This window comes from Candidatus Paceibacterota bacterium, from assembly GCA_028716825.1.
Taxonomy (GTDB): domain Bacteria; phylum Patescibacteriota; class Minisyncoccia; order Minisyncoccales.
This window is the reverse complement of sequence record JAQUPA010000004.1, coordinates 12,019-33,057: the sequence shown is the minus strand read 5'-3', so window position 1 is coordinate 33,057 and position 21,039 is coordinate 12,019. Positions and strand designations below refer to the sequence as shown.

The window sequence follows — 21,039 nt, the reverse complement described above, 5'->3', positions numbered from 1 at the left end:
ATAAAATTATGATTACACAAATCGTAATGATAAGTACAATTTTTTTGCTTTGTTGGTTGGGATATGAATTTTTGGGGAGATCAAAGAAGACTAAATATTTTTCTGCTAAGATATTTGGTTTTGGATTGTTTTTTATCGCTCTTGCAATTTTATTTTATGCTGTAAGAGATATATTAGTCCAATTTAGTCTTTATGGCCTCCAAACAAAATTTTTAATAATAGGAGGGCTAATACACATTGTCGGAGCATATTTAATTTTGTGGTTTGTAAGCAAAGAATTTGGACCAAGATCTTATTTTAAATATCTATTCTATGTTTTATTTGGTTTTGTTATGATAGCATTTGGACTTTTTCTATCAGGAAAAGTTTTTAAGTTAGCAAGTGAAATACAACAAGCCCCATTAGAACCTTTTCATTATTTAGTGGTTAGAAACTATGTTTTTGACCCAAGTGGCATTTTAATTCTTTATGGTCTTATTATTCTTATATCAGTACTAATCTTGGGTGTAATTTTATTTAATTCTTTAAGAGAAAAAGAAAAGATTCTTAAAATAAAGGGGCTACTTTACGGGCTTGGTGCATGGTTTTTAATAGCTCCAATGATTATTTGCGCCCTTGTATCTCCAGTATTCGCCAGAATAGGATATTTATTAGGAGCAATTTTAATATATAAAGCATTTAAAATAAAAATTTAATGACGCTTTTTAATACGGTATTGCCAATTAGTGGGATTATTCATATTTTTGGTTTTTTTGTAATGTTTTTTTTGGCATTTAGATTTTTAAGATATGGAGAATCCAAAGATAACATTATCGGTAAGTTTTTTGGCTATGGTTTTTTCTTTATTGCTTTAAGCAGATTTTTTCTGGGCTTTCCGAGTCTTTTTTTTCTTAAGAACCAAAATGCGTGGATAATTTTTGAGCTAATTGAAAGGTTCTTTTTATTGCTTGGATTAGTCATTTTAGGATATATTATTTATTTTGTTAAATTTCCAAAATATGTTAAAAAAATTACTATTTTTTTCATTTTTATTTCGATTGTTGTTATGGTAGGCTTTATCATTAATCCTCCAACGACATTTGTTAGTGAGAAAGGGGTTTTAATATGGGAAAATCCTCCTTTGGTTGCCTCTATTTTGAATTTTCTTATGATTGTTTCGATATTAATACCTGGTATTATAGTCTTTTTCAAAGAAGCTCGATCAGCTGAAGTTAAAAAAGTAAAAATAAGAGCAATTGGTATGGCTTCTGCAATGGCAATAGTGTTTATCCCTGGTTTTCTTGATTTTTTTATATTACCAGCATTTAAATTAAATCCACTTTATTCGGAATTTACCTATTTTATATTTTATTTGATTTTAGCAATGATTATTATTCTAACTTATTCTGCTACTGATCGAGAATAATACGCGGAGATTATTTCCCGCGAAAGGTTGATGTATTTTTTAAAAGTATTATAATTTATAAAGTCTAAAAATCTTTATTATGGCAAAGAAAATTCTAATAATAGAAGACGAAAAGATACTTTCCGGGCTTCTGGATAAAAAACTCAAAGAAGTAGGTTTTGAAACAGCTCTTGCTTACGATGGTCAGGAAGGGATGGAAAAGATGAAAGCAGAAAAGATAGATTTAATTCTGCTTGATATAATAATGCCAAGGAAGGGAGGATTTGAGGTTTTAGAAGATATGCAGAAAGAGCCAGAATTAAAAAAAATACCAGTGATTATAATTTCAAATTCTGGACAGCCAGTTGAAATTTCAAGAGCGCTAGATCTCGGAGTAAAGGATTATTTAATTAAAACCCAGTTTGACCCTGATGAAGTTATAGAAAAAGTTAAAAAACAATTAAGTAGTTAATAAAAAAAGTCAATAATCTTATGGCAAAGATTTTAATTGTCGAAGATGACAAATTTTTAAGAGATTTACTTTCAAGAAAATTACAAGACGAAAATTTAACGGTTGTTTCAGCGGTGGACGGCGAAGAAGGAGTTAAAAAAGCCGGAGAAGAAATGCCTGATTTAATGTTGCTTGACCTTATATTGCCAGGAATTAACGGGTTTGATGTTTTGAAAAAGATAAAAGAGAATCCAAAAACCAGTGAAGTCCCTGTTATCGTGCTTTCGAATCTCGGGCAGAAGGAAGACGTAGAAAGAGCTTTGTCTCTTGGCGCAAAGGATTATTTGATAAAAGCGAACTTTACGCTTGAAGAAATATTCGACAAAATTAAAAAGTATCTATAAAAACCAGGACATCCGAAATGTTTTTTAATTTTGCAGTTTTTTATAAACTAAATTAGTTATGCCAGAACTGCCGGAAGTTGAAACAACGGTTAGAGAATTGAAAAAAAAGATTATAGGAAAAAAGATTATTGATGTTTGGACTGATACGCCAAAGATAATTAAAAGACCGAGTTTCTCTCTTTTAAAAAAGAATATAAAACAGAGGAAAATAAGAAATATTACAAGAAAAGGAAAGAATATTATAATTGAGCTCGATAAAAATCGAGCTGTTTTAATTCATCAGAAAATGACAGGGCATCTTTTATTCGGAGAATGGAAAAAAGAAAAAGAATCGTGGATCCCATTTAAAAATAAGCACCTTGAAGATCCGATGAATAGGTTTATCCATTTATTTTTTTTTCTTGAAAATGGAGGCATGGTTGCTTTATCTGATTTACGAAAGTTTGCTAAAGTGATTTTTGGTACAAAAGAAGAAATTAATTCCCTTGAGGAACTTAAAAAATTAGGTCCCGATGCTTTAGCAGTTAATTTTAGAGATTTTAATAAAAAAATTAAAAGTAAGAAAGGTAAGATAAAACAGGTTTTAATGAATCAAGAAATTATTTCTGGGATTGGTAATATTTATTCAGATGAGATATTGTTTGACGCAAAAATTAATCCTTTTAAAAATAGTGTAGAATTGGAAGAGGATGAATTAAGGAGAATTTTTAATTCTACAAAAAAAATTTTAAAATTAGGCGTTAAATTAAAAGGCGAGAGTTTTTCAGATTACAGAATACCTAGTGGTAAAAAAGGAAATTTTGATAGCAAGAGAAAAGTTTATAGAAGGGAGGGCGAGAGATGCCCTAAATGTAATGGTAAAATAAAAAGAGAAAAAATAGGTGGTCGTTCGGCGCATTTTTGCCCCACTTGCCAAAAAATTTAATTCATGAATATAAAAAAAATACTTTTTTATCGTTTCTCAAGAAAACAAACACAGATTTTAGGTGGTTTTGGTATTATTTTAGTTTTTATATCTTTTGCCTTTTTTGTTTATTTTAAGCAAGGTAAAGATTTTTCTTCTATTGGAAAAGAAACTAAATTAGTAGTAGAAGAAGTGAGGGAAAAGAACATTAGTCCTTTCTCTGGGATATCCTGTGAAAATAATAAGAAAAGAGCAGTTGGTGTAATCCTTGCTCAATATCCAGAGACAATGCCTTTATCGGGAATTTCTGAAGCAGATATTGTGATAGAGTGGCCTGTAGCAAATGCCGGAGGAGTTACAAGACTTCTTGCTATTTTTCAATGTAAATCTCCAAAGGAGGTAGGATCCATAAGATCTGTTAGGCCTTATATGGCCGATATTGCACTTGGCTTTGATGTAGTGTTAGCGTCGTGGGGAGGATCTAGATCAGCTTTTGAAAGAATAGAAAAGATTGGCCTAGACTGGCTTAATGCAATGGTAAATCCTTCCGGAGCTTTTTTTAGAAAATATGGCAGATATGCTCCTCATAATGGTTTTTCAACAATTCATAAGCTGCGATTAGCAATGAGGGATAAAAAAATGAGGAGGAGAAATAGATTTAGCGGTTATGAGTTTTGGCAAAGAAAAGTTAAGAATCGTAAAACAAAGCAATCTATTAAAATCAATTATAATTACACAGTAGAATATGTTTATGACTATAAAACAGGCAATTATTTAAGGTCTTGGCGAGGACAAAAAGCAATTGATGCAAATACCGGAAAACAAGCTTATGCTAAAAATGTTGTTTTAATGAAAACAAAAATAGGAGTTCTTTCTCCAGGCGTGGCTGATGCAAAAGTTATTGGGAGCGGTAGTGCAAAAATATATAAATCTGGAAAAGTGGTAGACGGCAAATGGCGTAAAAGATCTTCATCGGGCAAACTTTCTTTTTATGACAAGAACGGAAAAGATATTAAATTTATTCCAGGTCCAATATGGATAGAAATTACACATAAATTCTAAGTAAGTCATTATGCATGATCTTATTGTTGTTGGCGGAGGAGCTGTTGGTCTTTTTTTGTCTAAAGAATTTGCCAAAAAAGGTAAATCTGTTTTACTTCTTGAGAGAAAAAAAGAAATTGGACAAAAGCTTTGTTCGGGACTTGTTTCTTCTAATATTTTAAATTATATTCCCAAAGACGACTTTGGATTTTTTCTTGAGAAGGAAATAAACGGAGCAAAATTATGGATAGAAAAATCTCCCTTCTTTTTTAAGGGTAAGGCGTTTCTTTTTGATAGAAATAAATTTGACATTTATTTAAAAGAAGAAGCAGAAAAATATGGTGTTAAAATATTAACAGAGGAAAGCATTTCAAATATTTCTGAGAAAGAAGATTTTGTAGAAATTTCATCTACTACAGGCAGTATTTTTAGGGGGAAAATTCTTGCTGGCTGTGATGGAGCGGTTTCTTTAATAGCTAGGAATGTAAATTTACCACAACAAAAAAAATTATTATTAGGATTAATCGTTTTTTCCGAAAAGAAGAAAGATGTCAAAGAAGATTTTGTTGAGCTTTTCTTTTCAAAAAAATTTTCAGGTTTTTTTGCGTGGAAAATACCAAGAAAAAAATCAGTTGAATGGGGCATAGCTTTAAAAAAAGATAAAAATCCAAGAGAAAAGTTAGAAATATTTTTAAAAGAAAAAAAAATTCCTTATAAAGATATAAAAGCCGCATTAATTCCTTATTTCCCAATTAAAAAAACTATAACAAAAAGAGTATTTCTTTGTGGAGATTCTGCAGGACAAATTAAGCCTTATACAGGAGGAGGATTAGTATATGGATTTTCTTGTGCGAAAATTGCCTCAAATACTATAGACAATTTTGAAAATCCAAATCTTGAGGAATATGAAAAGAAATGGAGAAAATTTTTAATGAAAGAAATAAGAACAGGGGATTTATTTAGAAAATTTTATTCATTGCCAAATTTTGCAAAAAAAATTGGTTTATCTTTAATCAGGACTCGACAAAAACTAGATCAAGATAAACCCACTTCAATTTTTAGGTTTTAAGCTTTTTTCACCAAAAATCTCCTTGCTAAACATACTTAAACCATTAATTGGGGGAGGGTGAGGGAAGAAATGGCTAAACTGAATCCAATATTTTCTATTGTAGGACGTTAGAACTTGTTGCTATTTTTAATCTTTAACATTCTTGCGTTTATGGCCACAATTACTGTGCTTAAAGACATCAAAACCGCTCCAACTGCAGGGGAGATTATTATTCCTGCGCTATATAAAATTCCTGCAGCCAACGGAATAGCGAAAATATTGTATCCTGTTGCCCAAAAAAGATTTTGAACCATTTTTTTATAAGTAGCTCTACCAAAAATTATAAGTGACATAATATCAACAGGATTACTATTTACAAGAATAATATCAGATGTTTCTGCAGCAATATCAGTCCCAGAACCAATTGCAATTCCAATATCAGCTTGAGCTAAAGCCGGAGCATCGTTAACTCCATCTCCTGCCATCGCAACAAATTCTCCCTTTGATTGAAGTTCTTTTATTTTTTCTTGTTTTTCGTGAGGTAAAATCTCAGCAAAATACCCATCAAGTTTTAGCTCATTTGTTACTAAAGAAGCTATCTCTTTGTTGTCTCCTGTAAGCATCCAACATCTTATATTCATTTTCTTCAACTGCTTAATTGCCTCATAAGACTCTTCTCGGATTTTATCAGATAAAGTAATAGAACCTATTAATTTATTATCTGCCAAGACAAATACTACTGTGCCTACCTTGTTTAATTTTAATTCTTTCGGTAATGTTATTTTTTTCTCTTTTAAAAAATTTTGGCTCACAACTTCAATTTTTTTCCCATTTATAATTCCTTCAACGCCCTTACCCTTGTTAGCTTTAAAATTTAAAACTTCTAACGTTTCTACTTTAGATTCTTTTGCTTTTTTTATAATCCCTGTAGCTATTGGATGTTCAGAATTTTTTTCTAAAGAAACTGCGAGTTGAATTATTTTATTTTGGTTGAAGTCTTTATCAAAAGAGTGTACAGAGCTAATACTGAATTCTCCCTTAGTCAGGGTTCCTGTTTTGTCAAAAACAATTGTTGTAATCTTCCTGGAATTTTCAAAAGCAGTTCTGTTTTTAATGAGCAAACCATTTTTTGCAGATAAAGAGGTAGAAACAGCTACAACAAGAGGTATCGCAAGACCAAGAGCATGAGGGCAAGCTATTACCATTACTGTTGCCATTCTTCCTATTGCAAATGTGATACCTTTTCCTAACACCAACCAAGTAATTAAAGTGATAAGTCCTATTGTTAGAGCAAAAAGTGTAAGCCAAAACGCTGCTTTATCTGCCAATCGTTGGGTTTTTGATTTTGATGCCTGGGCTTTTTTCACTAAATCAATAACTTTTGAAAGATAGGAACTCTCTTCTGTGTGTTCAATTCTTACTTCGAGCGACCCATCTCCGTTTATAGAGCCACCAATTACTTTGTCTCCTTTTCTCTTCAAAACAGGCTTTGATTCTCCTGTAAGCATTGATTCGTCAACATAGCTTTCTCCTTTTAAAATAATCCCATCTGAAGGAATTTTCTCACCAGGTTTTATTAATATTTCATCATTTACTGATAAATCTTTTGTTTTAACTTCCAAAATATTACTATTCTTGAGAAGATGTGCTTTGTCTGGCATAAGTTGGGCCAATTTTTCAAGTGCCTTTGAAGCTCCTATAACAGATTTCATTTCTATCCAGTGTCCTAAAAGCATGATGTCAACCAACGTTGCAAGTTCCCAGAAAAAAAATTCACCTTTTAAGCCAAAAATAACAGCAGTGCTATAAAAATAAGCAACAGATATTGCCAAGCCAATTAATGTCATCATTCCTGGAGACCTCTTCTTTAATTCGTCGAAGAGGCCTTTTAAAAATGGCCAGCCACCATAAAAAAATACAAAAGATGATAATAAAAGCAGAACATAATTACTTCCTGTGAATTTAATTTCTAGATTCAATAAGTCTTGAATTATCGGTGAAAGTATTAAAATTGGGAAAGAAATAATTAGTGAAACGAAAAATCTCCGCTTAAAATCTATTAGCATTTTTGATTGATGATTATTATGATGTTGTTGGTGATTCATATAAATATTTTAACATTTAAAAATAAAAACCCAAGAAATAATCTTGGGCTTTTTAAAATCTCCCCCTACTGGACACGTTCAGAACCATTGATTGGAACAAAATCAAGGAAGAAATGACTAATTTCAACATAAAATACTTTTTGAACAAAGAAATCTTAGTGTAATGAAAAAAATTGACAAGTCTCCCCTCATAGCAAGTAATATGATTTTAGACCTTCATTTCCAATGGTATTTTGTTCTCTACTTGCAATAACGGTATACTCGTCAAAAAATTATTCTTGACAAAAATAGAAAAATTTAATACAATATAATATATCAATCAAAAAGACCACCTTCGGGGGGTCTTTTTTTAATTCTTCTTGCCATAATAAGGGAAAAGAGGATTTAGTCCTTCAAGCGTTATTATCTTTTGTTCAAATAGCTTTTTTAATTTTACAGAGGTTCTTTTCTTTTTCGGTGCATAGATTATAACCTTTTTTCTTAATTCTTTAGAAACATATTCATAAACTCTAGCGAAGTCTCCATCTCCAGAAAAAACTATAATCCCTTTGTATCTTTTTCTTACACCAAAGCGGATAATATCCAAAGTTAACTCAGCATCGCAATTTCCTTTAGATTTCTTTGCCCAATAACGCTTTATAAAGTCTTTTTCGCAAAAAGGGCATTTTACTTCTATCCTCTTCATGTCTTTGTAGTCATTCACTTCTTTAATACACACGAAAAAATTACTATATTTTTTCTCTAATAATTGAAAATACTTAAATCTTTCTTTATTTTTTTTCTAACTGCTACATATAAATAAATCCTTAAAACATCCTTTTTTTTCGTAAGCCATTCATACACCTTTTCATAATCTAAGTCTTTATATCCAGCTTCTTGGGCAGAATTTCTGACATTTTCGCCGTCAATAAAAGCAAAAATTTTTCTACTTTTTCTTAGTAATTTTTTCTTTGAATTTTGCATATATTCATGTTGTAAAAATTTTAAATAATTATCCAAATAAATGAAATATATGATAAGATTATATAATTTTAAGAAAGAATTCAATTTATGGAAGAAGAATACGAAGAGGATGATCAATATTTGTCTTGCTATCAAAGATCTGATCCAGAAGCTTATATGTTAAAGATGATTTTGATGTATCACGAAATAAGAGATGATCTTGGTTTTTCCGTAAAAGAGCTATCCTTAAATAGAGATAAGATTGAAGATATTTGTAATGTTTTAAACGTTCTTGAAATAGATAAAATTATTAATATATTACCGAACACCTCGCCTGAGATATTATTCAATGAAAAGGAAAATCTTCCCCTAGATTTCGTGAAAGCAAAAAAAATGGATAGAGATCATAAATTAATTCCCAAATGGTTCTTTTTTGAGATTGAAGTTATTAATCTATCTAAATTAAAAAACAGGTTAGATGTAATCATTGAAGATTTTATAAATGACAGAATATTAATGCCTCAAGGGATTTTTCCTCTCCCCAAAACAAGTATGAGCTATGAAGTTCAAAAGGGGTTATTCCTGCAAAAAATATTAAGAACTTATGATCCTGGTAACAAAATAATTACTTGGTTTAATGACTTTAAAAAAACTAAAATTAGTTTTATTAAAGTTATCCTTGGACTTGAAAAAGAAAATATTATAAGGATTAAAGAACTTCGTAACGATGCGACATTAAATGATTCAGGTGAGTTTAAGCCAGATTGGTTTGAAAAAGATAATGTTTGTGCAGAAATACAAATGTTAAATTATGAATTAGCCAAGGAACTTGCTGGATACTCAAAAACGGGCAGAGACATTGGTCATTCTATGACTTTTGATGAATCAAAAGGAGTATTGTTTATAGGAGACAAAAGAATAAAAACAACTAAGTTTAGCAATCAATATAATATGTTAAAAGTAATTTTTAAGGATGATTATAGCAAGAAGATGGATTGGCAATATTCAGAAATAATGGAAATCATTGATTTTCAACAAGACTGGGAAAGTCTTTATAATGTTGCATACGCATTGAATAATAAAATTGCTAAAGAAACAGGAATAAAAGATTTCTTTATAACTACTAAACAATCAGTCAAAATCAATCCAAAATATCTCTAATCAAATAGTTTAAACTGTTTTGAACCATATAAAAGATAACCTTAACTAAAGGTTATTTTTTTATGGCTGAAGAACCGAAATATCAAAAGGAAGAAAAGTTTTTGAAAAAAGAACTTTCTGGAAGCAACTTAGAATTTGAAGCAAAACAAAATTTGCTCGGGTTTTTTGATTTACTTTTGAAAATAGACAGGAGGAATCATCCAGAAAAATATAAAAGAAACAATAAACATGATGGATAGTATTAACTGGCAACTTAATAAGGATCAATTTAAGTTATTGAGAGTCAATAAGTTTGATGGTGTTAAAACACAAAAGATTATAGGTTTTAGTGGTAGAACTATTTTCTGTAAAAGATACGCAGACCAATTAAAGAAAAAAGGAATTTATTTCCCTATGCTTGATATAACAACAGCTAGGAGAGGTTTGAAAGAATGTCCCGAAATATTAAATATACAGATTTCTTTGGGTAAGGCCTTGTATGGGAGTAATGCTTTTGAGACAAATGAAGAAAATATTAATCAAATTTATCAAAGAACGGTTCATTTACTAAAAATAGCTGAAATTGAAACCTCAATAAATGAATTAAGACAAGCAATAGTAAGAAAAGCTGATTTTTCAAAAATGATAACTCTTCCTACTTATCTAGGAAGAGCGAATGAAGTTATTTTAAAACTTTTAGGCTTTAACTATAAACCTTGTTCTGAGTTTAATTTTTTTAATTATCAAGAAGGACTTGGAAATCTTATTAGGTTTGGCAATACTACACAAAAATACACTATTTACGATAAGGTAGGAGAAATATTTTCAAAGGGCTATACTAAGATAGAAAAAGCAATAATAAAATCAGTGCGGTTAGGAGAAATGGAAAGAAACGCCTTAAAGTTTGAATTATCTTATAACCGAAAAGATAGCTTTGAAAAAGCAATGAGAGCTCGTTTTGAGGGCAATAAGAAAAAAGATTTTTGCCTAGAAGATATTTTCAAGTTAGAATTATCAAAAGATATACTTTTAAAAGCTTTTGATTCTGTTTTTGAAGGAATTGCAGTAGGTTTAATAAGTTTATCAGAAATGGAAGAAAACAAATTATGGGCTTATTTAGAAAACTCAGGATTGAGCCAAAAGAGGCAACAAGACCTATTCTACTGGGTGCGAATGGCTACTAAAAATGGAATAGCTGGAACTTGGGCAGAATTAAAAAGGAAATATAAAGGAGGTAGCATTGTAAGAAAAAAGAAAGAGATTGCTTTAATACTGCAAGAGCTAGGCACAATAAGCGGAAATACGCCTAATTTAATTGATTTTCTGCGAGCTGAACATGATAAATTTAAGATTATTAAGCCAAAAAGCCTTGTAAACTATTGTAAAGTATCATATAATTAAGTAATACTATAGAATAGATACTATTTATGAAAAGCAAAAAGCAAATAGACTTTTATACAGCAGAAGAATTAGCAGATAAACTGAGGGTAATACTATAGAATAGATACTATTTATGAAAAGCAAAAAGCAAATAGACTTTTATACAGCAGAAGAATTAGCAGATAAACTGAGGGTTAATATAATGACAATTTACCGCTATATTAAAGCAGGTAAGCTAAAGGCCTATAAAATAGGCAAAGAATTTAGAATTGATAAAAAAGAATTCAATAAGTTTTTAAATAAAGTAAAAACAAAATAATATGCAAAATTTATACGAAGATTTAGCTAAAATATTAGAAAAAGATGAGCGAGTTTTTACCGATGGCAAGATGCTGAAAAATAAAGTTTCTGAACTGGCTTTTAAGCTGGATAGAGATTTGCTGGATTTGCTTTTGAAAGATAAGCAGATGAAAGACCATTTCTTTATTGAAACCAATAAGGCTTTAGTTTTTGACCAAGATAAATTTATTAAATTCATAAATAATAAAGAATTTTTACCGGATTCGTTTACTACTTTTAAAAATCAAATAGGCTTAACCGAAAACAATGAATATATAAAAGATAATGGAAAAGTTGTTTTAGCTTGGGCTTATAAAGATTGCGTTTTAGAGGGTGGGCAAGACAAAGAAGATGTAAAAAGAGATGAGATTTTTTACAATGAAATTCTTGCTCCAGATGAAATTGACCGGTTATTTGAACCGAAAGTTTTAACTAAATTTAAAAAAATTGATAAGTCTGGCGAGCATAAGGTTGATTCAATAACGGAACAGGATAATTTGATTATAAAAGGCAATAACTTGTTGGCTTTGCATTCCCTAAAAAAGAAATATGCCGGAAAGATAAAACTTATATATATTGATCCACCATATTACTTTCACGAGAATAAAAAAGAGGATAGCTTTAATTATAATACAAATTTTAAACTGTCCTCTTGGTGCGTTTTTATAAAGAACAGACTAGAAGTTGCTAAAGATCTTTTGTCTAAAGATGGAGCTATTTTCATTCAGATAGATGACGACGGCTTAGCTTATCTAAAGGTAATACTCGATGAATTATTTGGAATAGAAAATTGCATAACTACTATCGCTGTTAAAGTAACTTCGGAAAGCGGTGTGAAAGTTACTGCGAACAAACCAGTTCGAGTTAAAGAAACTATATTATGTTATTCTAAATCACCTGATTGGAAATATAATAGACAGTTCGTTATCGACGGAAATTATGACTCTAACTATAGTTATTTTGTAGATAATCCAGATGATAATCCAAACACATGGAAAATTTTCAATATTAAAGAGAAATTTTTTGAGATTAAAAAAGATAAAGAAATTTCTGAAGAAAAATTGTATAGTTTTCAAATTAAATATAAAAATAATATCTTCTCAGTCAGAGATATTTCAAAGTTACTAAAGGAAAAATATTTTAGTAAAAATAAAAATAAATTTATTGTCCTTAAAAAAGCAAAAAAATCTAAAATATTATGGAAAAATGGAGAGGTTGTATTTTTTTCAAACAAAGTAAAAGTGATTAACAACGAAGAAGTTTCTGTAAAATACTTAAGTGATATTTGGACTGATATAAATTGGGACGGCATAGCTAAAGAGGGGGGTGTAACATTAAAAAAAGGAAAAAAACCAGAAAGATTATTGGAACGAATCATTAATATGTCAACGAATGATAATAATGATATTGTGATGGATTTTTTTGCAGGAACCGGAACAACTTGTGCTGTTGCTCATAAAATGGGAAGACAATATATTGGCATTGAACAACTAGAATATGGAAAAAACAGTGCAAGGGCGAGATTAAAAAATGTTATTAATGGTGATCAAAGCGGTATTTCAAAATCATTCGGGTGGAACGGAGATGGTGCTTTTAAATACTTTGAAATAAAAAAATGGAATGAAGAATATATGCAAAATATACAAGAAGCCAAGACTCCCAAAGAACTGGCTAATATTTATAAAAAAATGCAGAAAGAAGCGTTTTTTAGATACGAGATTGATTTAAGTAAATTTGATGAAAAAGACTTTTCAAAATTAGAACTTAAAGACCAAAAGCAGGTTTTAATGGAATGTTTAGATAAAAATCATTTGTATGTAAATTACAGCGAGATAGACGATGCTACTTATAAAGTTTCAATTGAAGATAAAAAGATAAACAAGCAATTCTATGGAAAATAATATTAAACTTGTTGACGAGCTTAATATTTTATCTAAACAAGGAATTCTTTTAAAAGACATCCCGGATTTCGTTGTAAATAATTTGAATCCAAAATATCCAATAAGAGAATATCAAAAAGAGGCTTTTACAAGATTAGAACATTATCTAAGCAGTTATCAAGGCAAGAAAATGCCGGTGCATTTGCTTTTTAATATGGCAACTGGGAGCGGGAAGACTCTTTTAATGGCAACTGATATTCTTTATCTATATTCTTTAGGATATAGAAACTTTATATTTTTTGTTAATAGCACAAATATTATTAAAAAAACGCAGAGCAACTTTTTAGATAAAATAGCCAGTAAACATCTTTTTACTGATAAAATTGTTTTTGACGATAGAGAAATTGAAGTTAAGGAAGTTGATAATTTTGAAGCCGTAAATTCAAACAACATAAATATCCTTTTTACAACAATACAGGGCTTGCATATCAAACTTAACACACCGCAGGAAAACACAATAACCCATGAAGATTTTAAGGATTTGAAAATTGTTTTCCTATCTGATGAAGCCCATCATATAAACGCTTTAACTAAATCAAAACTTAATAAGGAAGAACTTGAAGAAAAGCAAAGTTGGGAGCAGACAGTTGATAAGGTTTTTAACGCAAACAAAAACAACATAATGTTAGAATATACGGCAACTGTTGAGCTGAATCATCCGGCAGTTGCAAGGAAATATGCAGATAAAATTATTTATCAATATAACTTAGCCAATTTTAGGGAAGACGGATTTTCAAAAGATGTTAAATTACTGCAGTCAGATTGGGAAGCTAAAGATAGGGCATTACAAGCCGTTATATTAAGCCAATACAGGCGTAAAATAGCCGATAAGCACAAGATACAACTAAAACCTGTAATTCTATTCAAATCAAAGCAAATAAAGGATTCTGAAGCGTTTGAACAGGCTTTCTACTCAATGATTGGGAGCTTAACGGTTGCAGACATAAAAAAACTTGAAGCAAATAGCAAGGATGTAATAAAAAAGGCGTTTGATTATTTTAATGTCAATAAAATTACTACTGCCAATTTAGTAAAGGAAATTAAAGCCGATTTTGCTAAAGAAAAATGCTTGATAATAAACAGTAAGGCAGATAGCGAAGAAAAACAGATTAAGGTCAATACCTTAGAAGATTATAATAACGAGATAAGAGTAATTTTTACTACCAATATGCTCAATGAAGGCTGGGATGTTTTAAATTTATTTGATATTGTCAGACTTTACGAAACAAGGGATGCAAAAAATAATATATCCGGAAGCACAACAATATCAGAAGCACAGCTTATAGGTAGAGGTGCAAGATATTATCCTTTTATAACAGAAGCAAGGCAGATAAAAGATAAAAGAAAATTTGATGAAGACATTGATAATGAGGTAAGAGTTTTAGAAGAATTACACTACCATAGTTTAACAGATTCAAGATATATAGCTGAATTGACCAATGAATTAAGAAATACAGGAATAATTGCAAGCAATAAAAAAGAGATGACAGTTTCAATTAAGGACAGCATTAAAAAAACTCCCTTTTGGAGCAAAGGGCTTATATTTTTAAACGAATGGAAACCAAAAGATAATTCAGGAGTAAAAAATCTTGATGATGTAATTAAAGATACTTTGTTTAAATATAGAATAATGGCTGGCGAGTCTTTTGAGTCCGGAATTTTTGATGATAAACAGCAGACAGCTAAAGACAATTTTAAAAAGAAAAATATAAAGCTAAACACTATTGAACCGCATATTTTAAGAAAGGCAATAGATAAAGTAGGCTTTTATCAATTTAATAATTTATCAAGCTATTTTCCCAAGCTTAAATCAATTACTGAATTTATAACCGCAGATAATTATTTAGGACTTGTTGAAATTGAATTATATGCAAAAAATGGAAAGTTAGACAATTTGAACAACAAAGATAAATTTGATATTGCCTTAGACGTATTAAAAGAACTTTCACAGAAAATTTTATCAAGCAATAAAGAATTTTACGGAACTAAAGAATTTACCGGACACGCTATAAAAGTAATAGCAAAAACAAAGACGTTGGAAATTTTACTTGGCGAGCAAGACCAAGAACGAGGTATTGCTATGAGCCAAACACTTAATAATGATTTAAACTTAGATTTAAGCATACAGGACTGGTATATGTATGATGAAAATTACGGAACGTCAGAAGAAAAATATCTTATAAAATTCATTCATCAAGCCATAGACGAATTGAAAAAGAAATACGAGGACGTTTATTTATTAAGAAATGAAAACCTATTTAAGATTTACCGATTTAGCGATGGCAGTGCAATAGAGCCGGATTTTGTATTATTCCTTAAATCAAAAGGCAGTAAAAAAAATCTATCTTATCAGTTATTTATTGAGCCAAAAGGAAGCCATTTATTGAATACAGATAAGTGGAAAGAAGACTTTTTAAAAGAAGTGGAATCTGAATTTAGAATTGAAACCCTGTTTGAAAAGGGCAAATTTAAACTTATTGGTTTACCATTCTATAATGAAAATCAAACAAAACAAGAATTTAATAAAATATTTAGGGAGAAATTACAATTATGAAAGCCATAATTTTAGCTAGAGTTTCAACCGAAGAACAAAAAGAGGCCGGGAATTCATTGCCAGCCCAAACTGAAAGGCTCGAAAGATATTGCAATCAAAAAAATTTTGAGATAGCAGAAGTATTTAGTTTTGATGAAAGTGCTTATAAGGCGAAAAGAGATGATTTTGACAGAGCATTAGAATATTTAGAATCTACTAGGGAAAAAATTGTCGTCTGCTTCGATAAAGTAGACAGGTTTTCTCGTAATGTTTTTGACAAAAGAGTAGCTTATTTATATGAATTGGCGATGAAAGATGAAATAGAGCTTCATTTTGCTTCAGATAGCCTTATTATTACTCCTAATATATCAGCAACAGAGAAATTTCATTTTGGAATGAATTTAGGATTGGCAAAATATTATTCTGATGCAATAAGTGATAACGTAAAAAGAGCTTATGAGACTAAAATTAAAAAGGGCGAATGGATAGGTAAAGCTCCTATTGGATATATCAATGTAATAGAAACCAAAGAAATTATGCCTGATTCGACTAAAAGCCATTTAATTATTAAAATGTTTGAAATGTATGCTTCTGGTAGTTATTCATTGCTTAAAATAAAAGACAAGATGGAAGAATTAGGATTAAAAAGCAATAATGTAACTCCTAAGTATTTAACAAAAAGCGTTATACATCATATTCTTCAAAACCCATTTTATTACGGCATGATGAGGGTTAAAAACGAATTATACCCTCATAAATATCAACCGTTAATCAAGAAAGATTTATTTGATAAATGCCAAGAGATAATGGCTGGATATCATAAGAAGCCATTTAAATACGCTTCAAAGCCATTTATTTTCAGGGGTCTTATAAAATGTAAAAAATGCGGTTGCACAATAACGCCAGAGACAACAAAGGGTCATGTTTACTACAGTTGCACCAATTATAAAAGAGTCCACAAAAAAAGAGTTTATATCAGAGAAGAAGATTTACTGAAACAAGTTTATGAAATTTTAGAAGGAATAAGAGTTCCCAATAAAAAGATCCAAGAAATAACAGAAGATTTGAAAAAACTGAATGAAAATAAAAACGCTTTTCATAAAAAACAATTAAGAAGATTAAGAAATAATTACGACCAACTTGATCAAAGAATAAGCAGAATGTTTGATATGAGGATTGATGATCCGAGTATTACTAAGGATATGTTTGATAAAAAGCTAAAGGAATATAAAGAAAAACAATCAGAAATAGAAGAAGAAATGCAAAGATATACAAATGCCGACGAAAACTTCTATTTAACAGCAAATATGGTGCTAAAATTGGCTAAAAGATCCAAAGAAATCTTTGAAAGTTCTGAAGTGGTAGAAAAAAGCCAGCTTCTCAATTTTCTACTTCAGAACCTTAAATTAGAAGGTAAAAAGCTTTTATTTAACTTAAAAACACCGTTTGATACGATGCTTCAAGCGAACAAGTGTTCTAACTGGCTCCGGAGGCAGGACTCGAACCTGCAACCGTATCCTTAACAGGGATCCGCTCTACCATTGAGCTACTCCGGAATGGTAATAATAGCTTATATTAAATACTGGAAAAATCAAGACAATTTATTGCTATGATTTTTTAATATTCCTGTAATTTTCCTGATTTTTCGTGCTCTTTTATCTTTTCAAGAGCCCTTTGTTGAATTTGCCTTACTCTTTCTCTCGTAACATTAAATTTCTTTCCAACTTCTTCTAATGTATGAGGAATTTCGTCATGAAGCCCAAACCTCATATTTAATATTTCTCTTTCTCTCGGGGTTAAGTCTTCTAAAATATCTTTAATTTGTTCTTTTAATATTGAAAGGCTTGCGGAGCCAGAAGGCGTGATTGTTTTTTTATCCTCAATGAATTCTTCGAGCTTACTTTCTTTCTCATCAGTTCCTATTGGCTGTTCCAGAGAAATTGTTCCTTGCGATACTTGTTCAAGATTTTTTATTTTTTCAACATCTTCTTTCATTTCAGTTGCGATTTCTTCTGGCAGCGGCTCTCTGCCAAGTTCCTGCAGGAGTCGTCTTTTTGTTCTATTGTATTTGGACAGACTTTCTACTATGTGGACTGGCAAGCGGACTGTTCTTGCCTGGTCAGCAATCGCTCTTGTAATTGATTGTCTTATCCACCAGGTAGCATAAGTTGAAAATCTAAAGCCTTTTCGCCAGTCATATTTTTCAACGGCCTTAAAAAGTCCAAAATTTCCTTCTTGTATCAGATCTAACAGAGTAAGATGTGGAGTTCTTCCAAGGTATTTTTTTGCGATAGACACAACCAATCTTAAATTTGAATGAATGAGTTTTTTCTTTGCGGCTTTTTCTCCTTTTGCTAGTCTTTGGGCGAGATCTTTTTCTTCTTTAAAGATGAGTAGGGGATATTTTCCAATTTCTTTAAGATAATTTTGTATAGCGTCCACCTCGCTTAAATGTTCCGGCGACATTTCTTCTGCCAGTAACTTTGGTTCTTTTAAAAGTTCTGGTGCTTCTTTTACTTTAACTCCCTTATTTTCAAGAAACTGATATATTTCTTCAAGCCCAAGTATGTCTTCTTCGGCTTGAGGGAAAAACTTCAAAACCTCCTGATATGTAATAAAACCCCTTGGTTTTCCCCTGTCAAGTAGTTCTTTTTTTGCCTTTTCTTTTATCGCAATTCTTTTTTTGCTTGTATGGATAAGTATTTCTCTTTTTCTGGTTTTTCTTTTTTTAATTATTTTTTTCTTCCCCGATGTTTTTCTTTTTGTTTTTTTTGCTACGATTTTTCTTTTCGTTTTCTTTTTCAGTTTTGTTGTTTTCTTCTTTGATTTTTTATTTATGTTTCGAGATTTTCTTTTTACAGTTTTTTTTCCATTCATTTTTTTACGAGAAACAGGCTTCCTTCTTTTTTTAGGAGACTTCATCATCCTTTTCTTTGCCGTTTTTCTTTTTTTTATTGTCCTTTTTTTATTGTCTTTCTTTTTCATATACTTTGTATTTCTTTAATTTGATTTAATAATTTTATAACTTTCTTTTTATCTTTTTTCTCTTCGGCATCTTTAAGCTTTTCTGTAATTTTCCTAATTTCCCTTTCTTTTTTTATTGTCTTAAGAGAATTTATACAAAATTTAGCTTCTTTCTCAAGGTCTATTTCGCCTTTTTCTTCTTTTTCAACTTCGAACTGTAGTTCTAGTTCATTCAAAAATGATTTTAATTCCTTGGGTACCTTTTTTTCTTCCAAAATACAATTAAATATTTTTTGTCCCTCGTCAAAAGAGAATTTACAGGGAAATTTTTCTTTCTCACATTTAAATCCCTTCAGAATCAACATTAAAAATCTTTCTTCTATTTTTCTTTGCCTTGTTCTAAGGTTTTTTTCTTCTTTTTCGGGCAATACTTCTTCCGAGAGAGTATATTCTTGGAAATTAGATGTTTCTTTATGTTCTTTTCTTATTTTTCTTAATTCTTCCCAAAGCGCTTCTTCTTTTAATTTTAATTCTTTTGCAAGTCGCGAGATACATTCAGATTCCTCAATTTTATTTTGAATTCTAGCAAAGAAGGGTAGAAGAAGCTGGGAAATTTGTTTTTTCCCCTCAAGAGTGTTTTTATCAAATTGTGAAAAAGCTTTTTCAAAATAAAATTCAATTATCGGCTTTGCTTTTTCTGTTAATTTTTTCCACTCTTCTGGGTTTTCTTTTATAACGTCAGCGGGATCTTTTTCTTTTGGTAATGGAACTATTTTAATGTCAAATTCAAGAAGCTGCGCAATATCAATTCCTCTTTTTGTAGCACTTTCTCCCGCAATGTCCATATCAAAACCAAAAGTTAAATTTTTTGTATATCTTGAAAGAATTTTCAGTTGATAGGGAGTAAGGCTGGTCCCGGAGGAGGAAACGATATTTGTTACCCCAGCTTTATTGCTTAAAATAACATCTGTGTATCCTTCAACTAAAATTGCTTTTTCTTTCTTTCTAATGTCTACTTTTGCTTTATTTAGGCCATAAAGAATTCTACTTTTGTCATAAACTATGGTATTTGGTGTATTTATATATTTTGCGGGATCTGTTTCTTCTTCTTTTTCAAATATTCTTCCGCCAAATCCCACAGGATTGCTTTGTAAATCAAAAATTGGAAACATTATTCTTCCACGGAATCTGTCGTAGGGAGTTTTATTTTCTTTTTCTGGATCTATAGCAAGTCCAGCTTTAATTACTTGTTCTCTTTTAAATCCTTTTCCTACTAAGAAATCAGAAAGTCCTTGCCATGTATTGGGGGAGTATCCAATCCTCCATTCCTTTATAGTTTTATCATCCATTCCCCTTTTTTTAAGATATTCTTTTACTCTTTTTCCTTTATTACTTTCTATTTGTTTTTCAAAGAATTTTGTCGCAAGTTCACAAATATCATATATTTTTTGTCTTTCAGTTCTTTCTTTTATAGGTTCTCGTCTAAGTTCAACGCCAGCTTTTCTTGCCAAAATTGGAAGGGCATCTTTAAACTCAAGTCCCTCAATCTGCATTACAAATTTGAATACATCTCCGCTTGCTCCACATCCAAAGCATTTAAAAATTTGTTTTGAAGGAGAAACAAAAAAGGACGGTTTTTTTTCAGAATGAAAAGGACAGTTGGCTCTGAAATTTGCCCCTGTTTTTTTGAGCTGCAAATATTCTGAGAGAACTTGTACTATGTCTAGTTTTTCTCTTATTTCGTCAATTTGTGATGGCATACTAAAGAAGAGTTCCCGCTCCCGTTATCAATTTAAAAAGTGGTTCGATAATTAATGGACCTCCGATATACAAAAGGAAAAATACTGCACCAATGATTGATATAAACTGAATTGAAGGATTAGCCTCCATTTTCCTTTTAAAAGCAGGAAAAAAAGTGCCTACAATATGTGATCCGTCAAAAGGAGGTAAAGGAAAGAGGTTGAATACCGCTAATAGGAGATTAATCCAAACAACATATGCAAAAAACGTGCTTATATTTTGGAAAAATGCAATATTTTGGGGCAAGAATCTTATTGGGATTCCAAAAATTAAGGCAAGAATGAGATTTGCAATAACTCCAGCAGCTCCAACTTTTAAATCACCGTATTTTTTATCGCGAAAATTGTATGGATTGACTGGTACGGGTTTTGCCCATCCAAAAACAAATCCTCCGCCAGTTCCAATACTCATTAAGATTAAAAAAAGAGGCACAATAAATGATCCTATAGGATCAAGATGAGGAATAGGGTTTAAAGTAAGTCTTCCTGCTAGTCGTGGAGTAGGATCGCCCAAGGAGTCTGCTGTAAGGCCATGGGCTACTTCGTGTACTATGACCGAAAACAAAAAAATTATTATAATAAAAATTAAACTTAAAACTTCCATATATATAAAGTATGGATTATTTTCGTTGAAACTCTCTGTGTTTTATTGTATATCTTTAGTA

The 21,039-nt window shown here is 30.6% G+C and carries 19 protein-coding genes and 1 tRNA gene; 13 read left to right on the top strand and 7 right to left on the bottom strand.

Annotated features, from left to right (window positions below; all coding sequences use genetic code 11):
- Positions 1–8 precede the first annotated feature (8 nt).
- The 7 genes from PHI88_01255 to PHI88_01225 all read left to right on the top strand — a co-directional run bounded on the left by PHI88_01255 (position 9) and on the right by PHI88_01225 (position 5,253).
- On the top strand, positions 9–695 hold the full coding sequence (locus tag PHI88_01255) for a hypothetical protein (protein MDD5551776.1): 687 nt from the start codon (positions 9–11) through the stop codon (positions 693–695).
- The gene (locus PHI88_01250; GenBank protein MDD5551775.1) at positions 695–1,405 is read left to right on the top strand and encodes a hypothetical protein; all 711 of its coding nucleotides are present in this window, start codon (positions 695–697) and stop codon (positions 1,403–1,405) included. Before PHI88_01255 ends, PHI88_01250 begins: the two co-directional genes overlap by 1 nt.
- A 79-nt stretch (positions 1,406–1,484) precedes the next feature.
- A complete protein-coding gene (locus PHI88_01245; protein MDD5551774.1) occupies positions 1,485–1,856 on the top strand; it encodes a response regulator in 372 nt (123 codons plus the stop codon).
- Positions 1,857–1,876: 20 nt separating this feature from the next.
- Positions 1,877–2,239 (top strand): response regulator, encoded by a 363-nt coding sequence (locus tag PHI88_01240; protein ID MDD5551773.1) that lies wholly within the window; start codon positions 1,877–1,879, stop codon positions 2,237–2,239.
- Positions 2,240–2,297: 58 nt separating this feature from the next.
- Complete coding sequence (gene mutM / locus PHI88_01235; protein MDD5551772.1) at positions 2,298–3,164, top strand: DNA-formamidopyrimidine glycosylase; 867 nt, start codon at positions 2,298–2,300, stop codon at positions 3,162–3,164.
- Positions 3,165–3,167: 3 nt separating this feature from the next.
- Complete coding sequence (locus PHI88_01230; protein ID MDD5551771.1) at positions 3,168–4,205, top strand: DUF3048 domain-containing protein; 1,038 nt, start codon at positions 3,168–3,170, stop codon at positions 4,203–4,205.
- Between the two features lie 10 nt (positions 4,206–4,215).
- Entirely contained in the window at positions 4,216–5,253 is a 1,038-nt protein-coding gene (locus PHI88_01225) for an NAD(P)/FAD-dependent oxidoreductase (GenBank protein MDD5551770.1), read from the top strand.
- A 107-nt stretch (positions 5,254–5,360) separates the two neighbouring features.
- Here PHI88_01225 and PHI88_01220 read toward each other — a convergent pair whose 3' ends face one another.
- From PHI88_01220 to PHI88_01210, 3 genes are all read right to left on the bottom strand, one after another.
- Positions 5,361–7,337: a copper-translocating P-type ATPase gene (locus PHI88_01220; protein MDD5551769.1), complete on the bottom strand. Its 1,977-nt coding sequence runs from the start codon at positions 7,335–7,337 to the stop codon at positions 5,361–5,363.
- A 349-nt stretch (positions 7,338–7,686) separates the two neighbouring features.
- Positions 7,687–8,055: an NYN domain-containing protein gene (locus PHI88_01215; protein MDD5551768.1), complete on the bottom strand. Its 369-nt coding sequence runs from the start codon at positions 8,053–8,055 to the stop codon at positions 7,687–7,689.
- A 23-nt stretch (positions 8,056–8,078) separates the two neighbouring features.
- Entirely contained in the window at positions 8,079–8,300 is a 222-nt protein-coding gene (locus tag PHI88_01210) for an NYN domain-containing protein (protein MDD5551767.1), read from the bottom strand.
- A gap of 87 nt (positions 8,301–8,387) precedes the next feature.
- Between PHI88_01210 and PHI88_01205 the strand changes: the two genes are divergently transcribed.
- The 6 genes from PHI88_01205 to PHI88_01180 all read left to right on the top strand — a co-directional run bounded on the left by PHI88_01205 (position 8,388) and on the right by PHI88_01180 (position 15,632).
- Complete coding sequence (locus PHI88_01205; protein MDD5551766.1) at positions 8,388–9,440, top strand: hypothetical protein; 1,053 nt, start codon at positions 8,388–8,390, stop codon at positions 9,438–9,440.
- Positions 9,441–9,502: 62 nt separating this feature from the next.
- On the top strand, positions 9,503–9,679 hold the full coding sequence (locus tag PHI88_01200; GenBank protein ID MDD5551765.1) for a hypothetical protein: 177 nt from the start codon (positions 9,503–9,505) through the stop codon (positions 9,677–9,679).
- Entirely contained in the window at positions 9,669–10,820 is a 1,152-nt protein-coding gene (locus PHI88_01195; GenBank protein MDD5551764.1) for a hypothetical protein, read from the top strand. The genes PHI88_01200 and PHI88_01195 overlap by 11 nt, the downstream gene beginning before the upstream one ends.
- Positions 10,821–10,932: 112 nt before the next feature.
- Entirely contained in the window at positions 10,933–11,118 is a 186-nt protein-coding gene (locus PHI88_01190) for a helix-turn-helix domain-containing protein (GenBank protein ID MDD5551763.1), read from the top strand.
- 1 nt (position 11,119) lies between these two features.
- Positions 11,120–13,039: a site-specific DNA-methyltransferase gene (locus PHI88_01185; protein MDD5551762.1), complete on the top strand. Its 1,920-nt coding sequence runs from the start codon at positions 11,120–11,122 to the stop codon at positions 13,037–13,039.
- Positions 13,029–15,632: a DEAD/DEAH box helicase family protein gene (locus PHI88_01180; protein ID MDD5551761.1), complete on the top strand. Its 2,604-nt coding sequence runs from the start codon at positions 13,029–13,031 to the stop codon at positions 15,630–15,632. The genes PHI88_01185 and PHI88_01180 overlap by 11 nt, the downstream gene beginning before the upstream one ends.
- A gap of 1,460 nt (positions 15,633–17,092) precedes the next feature.
- Here the strand turns inward: PHI88_01180 and PHI88_01175 are convergent.
- The 4 genes from PHI88_01175 to PHI88_01160 form a co-directional block, all read right to left on the bottom strand.
- Positions 17,093–17,167: transfer RNA gene (locus tag PHI88_01175), tRNA-Asn, on the bottom strand.
- A 61-nt stretch (positions 17,168–17,228) separates the two neighbouring features.
- Complete coding sequence (locus tag PHI88_01170) at positions 17,229–18,596, bottom strand: sigma-70 family RNA polymerase sigma factor (GenBank protein ID MDD5551760.1); 1,368 nt, start codon at positions 18,594–18,596, stop codon at positions 17,229–17,231.
- The gene (dnaG, locus tag PHI88_01165; protein ID MDD5551759.1) at positions 18,593–20,335 is read right to left on the bottom strand and encodes a DNA primase; all 1,743 of its coding nucleotides are present in this window, start codon (positions 20,333–20,335) and stop codon (positions 18,593–18,595) included. The genes PHI88_01170 and dnaG overlap by 4 nt, the downstream gene beginning before the upstream one ends.
- A 1-nt stretch (position 20,336) precedes the next feature.
- Positions 20,337–20,978 (bottom strand): site-2 protease family protein, encoded by a 642-nt coding sequence (locus tag PHI88_01160; protein MDD5551758.1) that lies wholly within the window; start codon positions 20,976–20,978, stop codon positions 20,337–20,339.
- Positions 20,979–21,039 lie beyond the last annotated feature (61 nt).